Below are 12,222 nucleotides of genomic sequence, written 5' to 3'. Positions count from 1 at the left end.
CATGCCCGGCGGCACCGACATCAGCCGGGCAGCAGCACCGTGCGCAGCTCGTGCGCGCCGTCCGGGCGGGTGATCTCGAAGAACCAGCGGACGTCGCCGCCGGGCAGCGGGACGGCGTCGGCGTACCGCAGGCCGCCGTCCGGGCCCTGCAGGTGCGGGCCACCGGGCAGCGCCGTCCAGGTGTCGCCGTCGCGGACGGCGATGCCGGTGCGCTCCTCCCAGTTCTCCTCGGCGGTCGCCCGGCCGTCGTAGAGCGCCCAGTCGCCGAGCACCGCGGCGAAGCGGACCCCGCGGGCGTCCCACTCGCCCGGGGTGCCGGTCAGCGCGGTGTCCACCCAGGTCCAGGCCACGCCGTCGGCGCTGACCGCGTGCTCGGTGGTCATCCGGTCGGTGGCGTCGGGGTCGTCGAGCGGGTGGACCGAGGCCCACAGGTGCCAGCGCGACCCGTCGTGCCGGATCACCGGGTCCTTCACCGCGGAACCCGGCACCGGGCCCGAGGTCAGCACGGTGCGGGCGGCGGCGGTGGGCAGTGCCTCGACGGTGTCGGCCTCCAGCAGGTCGACCCGCCAGTGCTTGGTGCCCGGGGTGGCGCAGCTGACGTAGAGCCGCCACCGGCCCTCGGGGGTGTGCACCAGGGCCGGGCGCTCGAGGGAGTCGCAGGCGAAGGACTCCCGCAGCACGGTGGCGACCGGGGTCAGGTGCACGCCGTCGGTCGACCGGGCGACCACGTTGGCGAAGCCGCGGCCCTCGCCGACCGGTCGCCGCAGCCGGTAGGCCACCCACCAGGTGCCCGCGACGAACTGGGCGCTCGGGCCGCCGGCCCACGAACCCGGGCGTGGGTCCTCGGGGGCCAGCACCAGTGCGGCGTCGGCGAGGAAGCGGTCGACGTCCAGGGGCAGGCTCACGCGCCGGAGTCTGCCTCGCGGGCCGCGGCCCGGCTGGCGTAGTCCCCGCGACCGGTGTCCCCGCGCCAGTCCTCGAAGGACTCCCCGGTGACCTCCTCGAGCAGGGCGATGTCGTCGAGCACCCGGGCCAGCACGGCCCGCCGCACCTCGACCGGCAGCGGCGGGCGCTCCGTGGCCCCGGCGTGCAGCGCGGTCAGCAGGGGGCGGCCGGCCTGCCGCCACACCTGCGGGGGCACGTGCGCCCCGGCCGCGGCGCCGGCCCGGGCCAGCCGGGCCAGCCGGCGGTAGCGGGGGGTGTCGGCGACGTAGGGCTTCACGTTCTCCGCCGGCACGGCGCGGGCCACCCCGGTGGCCACGCCGAGGAAGGCGCTCACCCGGTCCAGCGTGCGGGCCTGCTCGGCGACGACCTCGCGGAAGCGCAGCAGCAGCAGCTGCTCCCGGGGGACCAGCGTCAGCAGGTTGCGCAGCTGCTCGCCGTAGCGGCCCATCCGGGTGTAGTGCCAGAACGGTGCCCAGCCGGCCGCGACCCGCTCGTCCTCCAGCGCCACGGCCCGGCCGAAGTCGGCCTCGGGCTCCAGGCCGTCGGCGCGGAGGTGGACCCAGTTGGAGACGGCCCGGTCCACCGGGTCGCGGACGACGGCGATCACCTTGACGTCCGGGACGTCGGCCACCAGCCGGCGCTGGGCCGCCCGGTCGTAGAGGTAGAACGGCGTGCTCTCGCCCCGCACCGCGTCGGCCGGTGCCCGGCGGAACAGGTCCAGGTAGCGGTCCCGCCGCCACACCCACTCCTGCGCGCTGTGCGCGTCGCCGGGTCCGCGCTGGGTCCGGGCCGGCGGCGGTCGGCCGTCGGTGAGGTAGAACTTCGGCTCCTTGACCGGGGACAGGTACAGCCCCGGGTGGGTGGCCAGCGCCGCGTGCAGCGCCGTCGTGCCGGCCTTGGGCGCGCCGGCGATCACGAACTGGGGCAACCGCTCGGCACTCACGGCGGTCTTCCTACCAGCAACCCCACTTTGTCCATCGAACCGGTAGGGATTTGCCGTCGCCCGGTCCGGGGGTGCACCCTGGTGGGGTGATCCGACCTGACCTGGAGCCGTTCTGGCCCGGTCGGCGGTCGGACGCCTTCGACGGGTTCTGACGGCGGGCGCGGCGACCCGATCGCCGTCCCGACCCCTGACCAGCCCGTCCCCGGAGGAAGCACGTGCCCGACCCCTCGTCCCCGCTCCACCTCGTCGCCGCCCTCGACGGCGCCGGCTGGCACCCGGCCGCCTGGCGCGAACCCGCGGCCCGACCGACCGAGCTGCTCACCGCCGGCTACTGGACCGACCTGGCCCAGGAGGCCGAGCGCGGCCTGCTCGACGCCGTCACGATCGAGGACGCGCTGAACCTGCAGTCCGACGACCCGTTCACCCCCGACGACCGCACCGACCGGGTGCGCGGCCGGCTCGACGCCGTCCTCGTCGCCTCCCGGGTGGCTCCGACGACCCGGCACCTGGGCTTCCTGCCGACCGCCGTGGTCACCCACACCGAGCCCTTCCACCTGTCCAAGGCGATCGCCACGCTGGACTACGTGAGCACCGGCCGGGCCGGCGTCCGGGTCCAGGTGGCCGCCCGCCCGGACACGGCGGCGAACTTCGGCCGCCGGGAGTTCCCGCCGCTGGACCGGTCGACCGCCGCCACCGGCCAGCTGGTCACCGAGCTGTTCGACGAGGCCGCCGAGTACGTCGAGGTGCTCCGCCGGCTCTGGGACAGCTGGGAGGACGACGCCGAGATCCGGGACGCCGCCACCGGCCGGTTCGTCGACGTCGACAAGCTGCACTACGTCGACGTCGAGGGGCGGCACTTCTCCGTTCGCGGGCCCTCGATCACCCCGCGCCCGCCGCAGGGCCAGCCGGTCGTGGCCGCGCTCGGGCACGCCGAGGTGCCGTGGCGGCTGATCGGCCGCTCCGCCGACCTGGGCTTCGTCACCCCGACCGACGCCGCCGACGCCGCGCGCCTGGTCGCCGCCGTCCGCGCGGAGCAGTCCGCCGCCGGCCGGGACGCCGCCACCGTGCACGTGTTCGGCGACCTGGTCGTCGTCCTGGACGACGACGAGACCGCGGCGCGGGACCGGCTGCAGCGCCTGGACGAGCGGGCCGGCACGCCGTACCGCAGCGACGCCCACGTGTTCACCGGCACCCCGGCGCAGCTGGCCGACCTGCTGGCCGACTGGCAGGGCGCCGGCCTGACCGGCTTCCGGCTCCGGCCGGCCGTGCTCCCCGACGACCTGGTGCAGATCACCCGCGCCCTGGTGCCCGAGCTGCAGCGCCGCGGGCTGTTCCGCACCGGGTACGAGGCCGACACCCTGCGCGGGCTGCTCGGCCTGACCCGCCCCGCCAACCGCTACGCGCACGCCTGAGGGATCCCGATGACCAAGCAGATCCACCTCGCCGCGCACTTCCCCGGCGTCAACAACACCACCGTCTGGAGCGACCCCGCGTCGGGCAGCCACATCGAGTTCGACTCGTTCCGCGAGTTCGCGCAGATCGCCGAGGCCGGCAAGCTCGACTTCATCTTCCTGGCCGAGGGCCTGCGGCTGCGCGAGCAGAACGACCGCATCTACGACCTGGACGTCGTCGGCCGGCCCGACACCTTCACCGTGCTGGCCGCCCTCGCCGCGGTGACCGAGCGGATCGGGCTGACCGGCACGATCAACTCCACCTTCAACGAGCCCTACGAGGTGGCCCGGCAGTTCGCCAGCCTCGACCACCTCTCCGACGGCCGCGCCGCCTGGAACGTGGTGACCTCCTGGGACGCCTTCACCGGGGAGAACTTCCGCCGCGGCGGCTTCCTGGCCCAGGCCGACCGGTACGACCGGGCGAAGTCGTTCCTGGCCACGGCGATCGAGCTCTTCGAGTCCTGGCGGGGCGACGAGGTCGTCGCGGACAAGGACGGCGGGCGGTTCCTGGCCGACCCGCACCCCGGCGCCTTCGCGCACCGGGACCCCTTCTTCGACATCGCCGGCCAGTTCGACGTCCCCCGCAGCCCGCAGGGTCGGCCGGTGGTCTTCCAGGCCGGGGACTCCGACGAGGGGCGGGACTTCGCGGCCGCCGCGGCCGACGTGATCTTCTCCCGGCACAGCACGCTGGAGGCCGGGCAGGCGTTCTACGCCGACGTCAAGGGGCGGCTGCCCCGGTTCGGCCGCTCCCGCGACGAGCTGCTGATCATGCCGGCGGCGACCTTCGTGCTCGGCGACACCGAGGCCGAGGCCGCCGAGCTCGCCCAGGAGGTCCGGCTGGCCCAGGTCTCCCCGGCGACGGCGATCACGTTCCTCGAGCAGCTGTGGAACCGGGACCTGTCCGACCACGACCCGGACGGCCCGCTGCCCTCGGTCGACCCGGTGGTCGGGGAGAACACCATCGCCCGGGGCCGGGCCAGCGTGCGCATGCACCGCGACCCGGTGGCCACGGCGAACGAGTGGCGGGCGAAGGCCGAGGCGGAGCACCTGACCACCCGGGAGCTGATCGTCGAGGTCACCGGTCGGCAGTCCTTCATCGGCACGCCGGCCACGGTGGCCGCCACCATCGACGAGTTCGTGCAGTCCGACGCCAGCGACGGCTTCGTGCTCGCCCCGCACATCACCCCGGGCGGGCTGGCGCCGTTCGTCGAGCAGGTCGTGCCGCTGCTGCAGGAGCGGGGCGTCTTCCGCACCGACTACGAGGGGACGACGCTGCGCGACCACCTCGGCCTGCCGCTGCGCGACCGCGACCAGGGCGCGCGGACACTGGCCGGGTGACCGAGGCGCATCCCCTGGACCAGGCGGCCTGGTCCTCCCTGATCGGCCCGCATGACCGGTTCGCCGAGCGGGTCGGCCGGGTGGCGCGCTACCCGGCCGACGTCTGCCCGTTCGGCGCGCTCCCCCCGGACCCGAGCGACCAGGACTGGGCGGACGTCGCGGCGCTGGCGGGTCCCGGCGGCGCCGTCGTGCTCACCCTCCCGGCGACCGCGCCGGCCGGGTGGACCGAGCTGTTCGCCATCCCCGGGGTCCAGCTGGTGGACGACGGCATCGCGGCCACCCCCGACGGGGAGGCCGTGGTGCTGGGGGTCGCCGACGTCCCGGAGATGACCGCGCTGGTCGAGCGGACGAAGCCCGGGCCCTTCCTGCCGCGCACCCGCGAGATGGGGACCTACCTGGGCATCCGCCGGGGCGGGGAGCTGGTGGCGATGGCGGGGGAGCGGCTGCACCCACCGGGCTGGACCGAGATCAGCGCCGTGTGCACCGACCCCGGCCACCGCGGGCAGGGGCTGGGTACCCGGCTGGTGCTGGCCGTCGCGCACGGCATCCGCGAGCGCGGGGAGACCCCGTTCCTGCACGCCTCGGCCAGCAACACCGGGGCGATCGCGCTGTACGAGCACCTGGGTTTCCGGCTCCGCCGGACGACGACGTTCGCCGGGTTCCGGGCGCCGGGGTCAGCGCAGGAGGGGTAGCACCTCCTCGCCGACCCGCCAGGCCTCCTCGAGGTGCGGGTAGCCCGACAGCACGAACTCGTCGAACCCGAGCTCGGCGTACTCGCTGATCCGCTCGGCGACCTGCTCGTGGCTGCCGACCAGTGCGGTGGCGGCGCCCTCGCGGACCAGCCCGATCCCGGCCCAGAGGTTGGGCGCCACCTCCAGGGACCGGGCACCGTCCCCGGTGCTGCCGCCGTGCAGCGAGGTCATCCGGGCCTGGCCGACGGAGTCCATCCGGGCGAAGCGCTCCTGGGTGGCCGCGATCGCGCTCGCCGGCATCCCGGCAAGCATCCGGTCGGCCTCCGCCCAGGCCTCCTCCGGGGTGTCCCGGCTGACCACGTGCAGCCGGATGCCGAACCGCAGCTCCCGGCCGACGGCCGCGGCCTTGGCCCGCACCCGGTCCAGCCGCCCGCGCACCATCGCCGGCGGCTCGCCCCAGGTCAGGTAGGTGTCCACGTACCGGGCCGACACGTCCTCGGCCGGCCCGGACGCGCCGCCCAGGTAGATCGGCGGCGCGGTCTCCGGCGGGGTGGTCAGCCCGGCGCCCTCGACCCGCACGTGCTCGCCGGCCAGGTCGAACCGCTCGCCGGCGAAGCTGCGCCGGACGACGTCGAGGAACTCGGCGGTCCGGGCGTACCGGGCGTCGTGGTCGAGGAAGTCGCCGTAGGCCCGCTGCTCCACCGGGTCGCCGCCGGTGACGACGTTGAGCCGCAGCCGCCCGCCGGACAGCCGCTGGAACGTGGCGGCCTGCTGCGCGGCCAGCGTGGGCAGGATGAACCCGGGCCGGAAGGCGACCAGGAACTCCAGCCGCTGCGTGCGGTCCAGCAGCGCCGCACAGGTCACCCAGGCGTCCTCGCACCCGGACCCGGTCGGGGTGAGGACGGCGGTGAAGCCGGCCTGCTCGGCGGCCCCGGCGACGGCGCCCAGGTAGTCCAGGGTCGGCCGGCGCCGCAGCGCCGCGGCGTCGTGGCCCCGGTCGGTGGTGGCCGGGCCGACGTCCCGGCTGTCGCCGCGGGTGGGCAGGAACCAGTGCATCTCCACCGGTGGAGTGCACCACGCCGATCGGGATGGTCGACTCGGCGGGCCGCGGCGGCGGGGCATCCGACCAGCGGATCGACGGCCGAGGGAGGGGCAGACCACCGGCATCGAAGGTCCACGACGGCTGAGGGGTGCCTCACACAAAGTGCACCTGGTTTGTGGGGATTGCACCTGTGAGGGCACCATGGACGGGTGCACCGGCTGCTCCTGACGCGCGACCTCGCCGTCGACCTGGCCGGCACCGCCAGCTGGCTCTGTCGCTGACCCGCCGCACACCCCTCTCTCGCCGCGCCGCCGACCCCGGGCACCTGCCTGCCCGCGTCCGCGCCGACCGCCTCATCCCTGCGAGGAATCCGCTCCGTGATCGAACTGAACGACGTCCGCAAGGTCTTCCCGGCCCGCGGCCGCGGCCCCGAGGTCGTGGCCCTGGACGGCGTAGACCTGACCGTCCGGGCCGGTGACTTCGCCGGCGTGGTCGGGCCCTCGGGCTCGGGCAAGTCCACCCTGATCCGGCTGGTCAACCTGCTCGAGCGGCCCACGTCCGGCACGGTCACCGTCGACGGCCGGGTGCTCACCGACCTGCCGGCCGACGAGGTCCGCCGGGCCCGCAGCTCGATCGGCATGGTCTTCCAGCACTTCGAGCTGATGGACTCCCGCACGGCCGCGGCCAACGTCGAGCACCCGCTGGAGCTGGCCGGCGTCGGCCGCGCCGAGCGCCGCCGTCGGTCGGGCGAGCTGCTGGACCTGGTCGGGCTGGGCGACCGCGCCCAGGCCCGCCCCGCGCAGCTGTCCGGCGGGCAGAAGCAGCGGGTGGCCATCGCCCGCGCGCTCGCCGCCCGGCCCACCGTGCTGCTGTGCGACGAGGCCACCTCCGCCCTGGACCAGGCCAGCACCACCGGCGTGCTGGAGCTGCTGCGCCGGGTCCGCGACGAGCTCGGGCTGACGGTCCTGCTGATCACCCACGAGATGGCCGTGGTCAAGGCCGTCTGCGACACCGCGGTGCTGCTGGAGGCCGGCCGGGTCGTCGACGGCGGCCGGCTGGACCAGGTGCTGGCCCGCGGGGACTCCCCGCTGGCCGCCGCGCTGCTGCCCGCCCCGGTGGCCGACCACCGGGTGGCGGGCACCCTGCTCCGGGTCACCGTCACCGACACCGCGCCCGAGACCCACGTGCTGCAGGTGCTCGTCGGCCGGCTCGGCCTGGACGTCGAGGTCGCCGGCGGCTCGGTGGAGACCGTGGCCGGCGGGCGGCACGGCCGGCTGCTGCTGCGGGTCACCGGCGCCGACCAGAGCGGGCTGGACCGGGCACTGGCCCAGCTGCGCGACGACGGTTCCCGGGTGGAGCGCGTCGCGGCGGAGGTGGCCCGGTGAGCGACTGGTCCCGGATCGCCCCGCAGCTGCTCGACGCCACCGGCGAGACCCTCTACATGGTCGCGGTCGCCACCGTGATCACCGTCCTGCTGGGCATCCCGCTCGGCGTGCTGCTCACCGTCACCGGACCCGGCGCGCTGGCCCCGCGGCCGGTCCTGCACCGGGTGCTCGGCCTGCTGGTCAACCTGGGCCGGTCCCTGCCGTTCATCATCCTGCTGGTCCTGGTCGCCCCGCTGACCCGCGGCCTGGTCGGCACCACGATCGGGTCGACGGCGGCCATCGTGCCGCTCACCGTCGGCGCCGTCCCGTTCCTGGCCCGGCTGGTGGAGACCAGTCTGCGCGAGGTCTCGCACGGCAAGGTCGAGGCCGCGCTGGCCATGGGCGCCCGCCGCCGGGACGTCGTCCGCACGGTGCTGCTGCCCGAGGCGCTGCCCTCCCTCGTCGCCGGGACGACGGTCACCGTCGTCGCGCTGATCAGCTACTCGGCCATGGCCGGCGCCATCGGCGGCGGCGGCCTGGGCGACTTCGCCATCCGGTTCGGCTACCAGCAGTTCCGCACCGACATCACCCTGCTCACCGTCGCCCTGCTGCTCGTCGTCGTCCAGGCGCTGCAGTTCGGCGGCGACACCTGGGCGCGCCGCCTGGCGCGCCGATGACACCCGCCCGTCCCGACCCGTTGGAGAACCGCACCGTGCGTCGCCTCGCCCTGACCCTGTCCGCCCTCACCGCCACCGCGGTCCTCGCCGCCTGCGGGGGCGGCGACGCCGAGATCTCCGCGCCGGACGAGCCGCTGCGCGTCGGCGCCTCGCCGGTGCCGCACGCGGAGATCCTCCGGTTCATCGACGAGAACCTCGCCGAGGACGCCGGCCTGGACCTCGACGTCGTCGAGTTCACCGACTACGTGCAGCCCAACGTGGCCCTCGACGACGGCTCGCTGGACGCGAACTTCTTCCAGACCGTGCCCTACCTGGAGGAGCAGGAGGCCTCCGCCGGCTACGACTTCACCGCCCTGGAGCCGGTGCACGTCGAGCCGCTGGGCATCTACTCGGAGTCGCTGACCGACCTGTCGCAGCTGGAGCAGGGCGCGACCGTGGCGATCCCGAACGACCCCACGAACGCCGCCCGCGCGCTCCGGCTGCTGGAGGCCAACGACCTGGTCGTGCTGGCCGACACCGGTGACGCCGCCCCCACCTCGTTGGACGTGGAGAGCAGCCCGCTGGACCTGGAGATCTCCGAGGTCGAGGCCGCCCAGGTGCCCCGTTCGCTGGCCGACGTCGACATCGCGGTGATCAACGGCAACTACGCCATCGACGCCGACCTGTCCCCGGCCGACGACTCCCTGGCGCTGGAGGAGGCCGAGGGCAACCCGAACGCCAACCTCCTGGTGGTGCGGGCCGGCGACGAGTCCGACGAGCGCATCCAGACGCTGGAGGAGCTGCTGCACTCCGACGAGGTGCGCCAGTTCCTCGAGGACGAGTACGACGGTGCGGTCATCCCCGCGTTCTGATCCCGCTGCCGCCCGGGCCGGTCGGACAACCGGCCGGGCGCGCGCAGACCAATGCGCATCAAGTCGATCGGGATTGACTGGTAGGGTCTACGACAGGTCACGAGTGCCAGCGCGAAGCCCCGGCTCGCTGGTCGGCAACCCTTCCACCGCGATGGGGTGCTCCGGGTGACGACCTGGCGGCTGCGCAGCGCAGCCGCAAGCGCGGGTCCCGTCGCGAGCACGGGCCCCTGACCTCCAGGAGTCCTCGATGTCCGTCCTCCTCGACCGCCGCACCACCCCGGCCCTGCTGCCCACGGCCGACGCGGCCACCAGCGTCCCGCTCGTGACCGGCGGGTCGGTCGGCTACGCCAACCTCGACGTCGCGGCCAGCGCTCCCGCCCTGGCCTCCGTGGCCGCCCGGGTCGCCGAGGCCCTGCCGCTCTACGCCAGCGTGCACCGTGGCGCGGGCTACCTCTCCCAGGTCTCCACCGCGCTCTACGAGTCGGCCCGGGACACCGTGGCCGCGTTCGTCGGGGCCCGGTCCGACGACGTCTGCGTGCTCACCCGGAACACCACCGACAGCCTCGCGCTGCTGGCCGGCTGCCTGCCCGCCGACGGCGCCGTCCTCGTGCTGGACGTCGAGCACCACGCCGACCTGCTGCCGTGGCAGCAGCGCTCCCGCGACCTGTGCGACGTCCTCGAGGCGGCACCGACGGTGGCCGGGACGCTGTCCCGCCTGGCCGACGCGCTGGCCGCCCGGCGCTACGTGCTCGTCGCGGTCACCGGTGCCTCGAACGTGACGGGGGAGTCCCTCCCGCTGCGCCGGGTCACCGAGCTGGCGCACGCCGCCGGTGCCCTGGTGGTCGTCGACGGCGCCCAGCTGGTGCCGCACCGCCGGTTCTCCCTCGTGGAGTCCGGTGCGGACTGGGTCGCGTTCTCCGGCCACAAGCTCTACGCACCCTTCGGCACCGGCGCGCTGGTCGGCCGGCGGGACTGGCTGGACACCGGCCGGCCCTACCTCCCCGGCGGCGGCGCCGTCGCCCAGGTCGACGTGGACGCGACGACGTGGGTGGCGGCCCCGCACCGGCACGAGGGCGGCTCGCCCAACGTGCTCGGCGCGGTCGCGCTGGCCGCCGCCTGCGACGAGCTCGCGGCCCTGGCCCCCGGCGCGCTGGAGGACCACGAGCGGGCGCTGCGCACCCAGCTGGTCGACGGGTTGTCGCAGGTCGACGGGGTGCGGCTGCTGCGCATCTGGTCGGACTCGGTCGACCCCACCGGCGTGGTCAGCTTCACCGTCGAGGGCGCCGACCCGGGCCTCGTCGCTGCCTACCTCTCCGCCGAGCACGGAATCGGCGTCCGGGACGGCCGGTTCTGCGCGCACCCGCTGGTGGCCCGGCTCGGCGTCCCCGGCGGAGCGCTGCGGGCCAGCGTCGGCGTCGGCACGTCCGCGGACGACGTCGCCCGGCTGGTCGAGGCGGTCGCCCGGTTCGTCGCCGAGGGGCCCGCCGTCGCCTACGCCGTCGTCGACGGGCGGCACCAGCCGGTGGCCGACCCGCGTCCGGTGGCCGGGCTGGCCGGCGCCGACCTGTCCGCGGTCGCCCGCGGCGCCGGTTGCGGACCTGCCCCGACCCGCTGAACCGCCCCCCGAACGCCCGCCGAACCCCGGCGGACAGATCCCCGAGCACCGAGGAGAACCACCCGTGGCCACCCGTCCCAAGGCGAGCGTCGTCCCCTTCACCCACCACGCGGAGGGCACCGGCGTCGGCCAGCGCGTGACCGTCGGCGGCGACGCCGGGCACGAGTTCGACGTCGACACCTACCCGGCGTTCGGCGGCGCGGACGCCTCGCCCAGCCCGCTGTCCTACGCGCTGGCGGCGCTGAGCTCGTGCAACCAGATCACCGCCTCCATCGTGGCCAAGGAGCTCGGCGTCGCGCTGGGCGCCTAGACCTTCGACGTGCAGGGCGACCTGGACACCGCGGTCATGGTCGCCGGCGAGGAGGGCAACGCGAACTTCGACGCCGTCACCGTGCGGGCCACCGTGGCCACCGACGCCGACGAGGAGACGTTCGCGAAGCTCCAGGCCGAGACCGAGCGGCGCTGCCCGGTCACCCAGCTCTTCCAGCGGTCGGGGCTCGAGTACACGAGCGACTGGACCCGCACCGCCCTCTGACCGCGACGGGCCAGCCTGCCGACCACGGCGGGCTGGCCCAACGCGATCCCGGTCAGCGCGGGCTCGGCATGACGCGCGCCGTCATTGACGCACCGCGTTATGCTGGACCCGTGATCCGATCGTTCGGGGACAAGCCCACGGAGCGGCTCTGGAGACGTGAGCCCGTGCGGTCGATGGATTTGGCCATCCGGCGGGTCGCGCTGCGCAAGCTGGCGGTCGTCGATGCGGCGGTGACCCTGGACGAACTCCGGGTGCCACCGGGCAATCGGCTCGAGGCGTTGAAGGGCGACCGGGCGGGGCAGCACAGCATCCGGATCAACCAGCAGTGGCGCATCTGCTTCCGCTGGACCGACGCGGGACCCGAGGAGGTCGAGATCGTTGACCACCACTGAGAAGTTGGCCCCGATCCATCCGGGGGAGGTGCTGATGGAGGACTTCATCGGGCCGCTGGGTCTGACGCAGCACAGCCTGGCCATCGCGATCGCCGTACCGCCGCGACGGATCAACGAGATCGTGCACGGGAAGCGGCGCATCACCGCGGACACCGCTCTGCGCCTCGGGCGGTACTTCGGTACATCCGCCCAGTTCTGGCTGAATCTGCAGAGTCGCCATGACCTCGAGGTCGAGGCGGACTCCCTGGGGGACACGCTGGACGTGATCCGCCCGCTCCAGTCCGCCTGAGGGAGAGGGCCGAACCTCCCGACCCGCAGCGATGATCAGGGGGTGCCTCGGAGTCCGTCCTCCTGCACCAGATCTGGCGCAGGAGGAC

At 74.9% G+C, this 12,222-nt stretch carries 14 protein-coding genes and 1 riboswitch; of the genes, 11 read left to right on the top strand and 3 right to left on the bottom strand.

Going from position 1 to position 12,222, the window contains the following annotated elements; translation table 11 throughout:
* Positions 1-20: 20 nt before the first annotated feature.
* Together UXQ13_RS13430 and UXQ13_RS13425 are read right to left on the bottom strand one after the other, a co-directional pair.
* The gene (locus UXQ13_RS13430; protein ID WP_225233522.1) at positions 21-905 is read right to left on the bottom strand and encodes a glycoside hydrolase family protein; all 885 of its coding nucleotides are present in this window, start codon (positions 903-905) and stop codon (positions 21-23) included.
* Positions 902-1,888, bottom strand: a complete 987-nt coding sequence (locus UXQ13_RS13425) for a sulfotransferase family protein (protein WP_336392439.1) — start codon at positions 1,886-1,888, stop codon at positions 902-904. The genes UXQ13_RS13430 and UXQ13_RS13425 overlap by 4 nt, the downstream gene beginning before the upstream one ends.
* A 215-nt stretch (positions 1,889-2,103) precedes the next feature.
* Between UXQ13_RS13425 and UXQ13_RS13420 the strand changes: the two genes are divergently transcribed.
* From UXQ13_RS13420 to UXQ13_RS13410, 3 genes are read left to right on the top strand one after another with little or no spacing between them, the layout of a single operon-like run.
* A complete protein-coding gene (locus UXQ13_RS13420; RefSeq protein ID WP_336392438.1) occupies positions 2,104-3,300 on the top strand; it encodes an LLM class flavin-dependent oxidoreductase in 1,197 nt (398 codons plus the stop codon).
* Between the two features lie 9 nt (positions 3,301-3,309).
* A complete protein-coding gene (locus UXQ13_RS13415; RefSeq protein ID WP_225233519.1) occupies positions 3,310-4,677 on the top strand; it encodes an NtaA/DmoA family FMN-dependent monooxygenase in 1,368 nt (455 codons plus the stop codon).
* Positions 4,674-5,369 (top strand): GNAT family N-acetyltransferase, encoded by a 696-nt coding sequence (locus UXQ13_RS13410; RefSeq protein WP_225233518.1) that lies wholly within the window; start codon positions 4,674-4,676, stop codon positions 5,367-5,369. Before UXQ13_RS13415 ends, UXQ13_RS13410 begins: the two co-directional genes overlap by 4 nt.
* Here UXQ13_RS13410 and UXQ13_RS13405 read toward each other — a convergent pair.
* A complete protein-coding gene (locus tag UXQ13_RS13405; protein WP_225236043.1) occupies positions 5,352-6,425 on the bottom strand; it encodes an LLM class flavin-dependent oxidoreductase in 1,074 nt (357 codons plus the stop codon). The two genes, UXQ13_RS13410 and UXQ13_RS13405, sit on opposite strands and share 18 nt — an antisense overlap.
* Positions 6,426-6,788: 363 nt before the next feature.
* Between UXQ13_RS13405 and UXQ13_RS13400 the strand changes: the two genes are divergently transcribed.
* The 8 genes from UXQ13_RS13400 to UXQ13_RS13365 all read left to right on the top strand — a co-directional run bounded on the left by UXQ13_RS13400 (position 6,789) and on the right by UXQ13_RS13365 (position 12,134).
* Positions 6,789-7,796 (top strand): methionine ABC transporter ATP-binding protein, encoded by a 1,008-nt coding sequence (locus UXQ13_RS13400; protein ID WP_225233517.1) that lies wholly within the window; start codon positions 6,789-6,791, stop codon positions 7,794-7,796.
* Positions 7,793-8,452, top strand: a complete 660-nt coding sequence (locus UXQ13_RS13395) for a methionine ABC transporter permease (protein ID WP_225233516.1) — start codon at positions 7,793-7,795, stop codon at positions 8,450-8,452. The genes UXQ13_RS13400 and UXQ13_RS13395 overlap by 4 nt, the downstream gene beginning before the upstream one ends.
* Positions 8,453-8,487: 35 nt before the next feature.
* Positions 8,488-9,303: a MetQ/NlpA family ABC transporter substrate-binding protein gene (locus tag UXQ13_RS13390; RefSeq protein WP_225233515.1), complete on the top strand. Its 816-nt coding sequence runs from the start codon at positions 8,488-8,490 to the stop codon at positions 9,301-9,303.
* Between the two features lie 95 nt (positions 9,304-9,398).
* A riboswitch (SAM riboswitch) is annotated at positions 9,399-9,511 on the top strand.
* Positions 9,512-9,550: 39 nt separating this feature from the next.
* Entirely contained in the window at positions 9,551-10,918 is a 1,368-nt protein-coding gene (locus UXQ13_RS13385; protein ID WP_225233514.1) for an aminotransferase class V-fold PLP-dependent enzyme, read from the top strand.
* 64 nt (positions 10,919-10,982) lie between these two features.
* Complete coding sequence (locus UXQ13_RS13380) at positions 10,983-11,228, top strand: OsmC family protein (protein ID WP_225233513.1); 246 nt, start codon at positions 10,983-10,985, stop codon at positions 11,226-11,228.
* Positions 11,229-11,237: 9 nt separating this feature from the next.
* Positions 11,238-11,453, top strand: coding sequence for an OsmC family protein (locus UXQ13_RS13375; protein WP_225233512.1), 216 nt, complete (start codon positions 11,238-11,240; stop codon positions 11,451-11,453).
* Positions 11,454-11,563: 110 nt separating this feature from the next.
* On the top strand, positions 11,564-11,845 hold the full coding sequence (locus tag UXQ13_RS13370; RefSeq protein WP_225233511.1) for a type II toxin-antitoxin system RelE/ParE family toxin: 282 nt from the start codon (positions 11,564-11,566) through the stop codon (positions 11,843-11,845).
* On the top strand, positions 11,832-12,134 hold the full coding sequence (locus UXQ13_RS13365; RefSeq protein ID WP_318249975.1) for a HigA family addiction module antitoxin: 303 nt from the start codon (positions 11,832-11,834) through the stop codon (positions 12,132-12,134). Before UXQ13_RS13370 ends, UXQ13_RS13365 begins: the two co-directional genes overlap by 14 nt.
* The last annotated feature ends 88 nt before the right edge of the window (positions 12,135-12,222 follow it).

The sequence above is a fragment of the Klenkia terrae genome (assembly GCF_037083865.1).
GTDB lineage: Bacteria > Actinomycetota > Actinomycetes > Mycobacteriales > Geodermatophilaceae > Klenkia > Klenkia terrae.
Note: the sequence above shows the minus strand (reverse complement) of the source record. Positions and strands in the feature narration are given on the sequence as shown.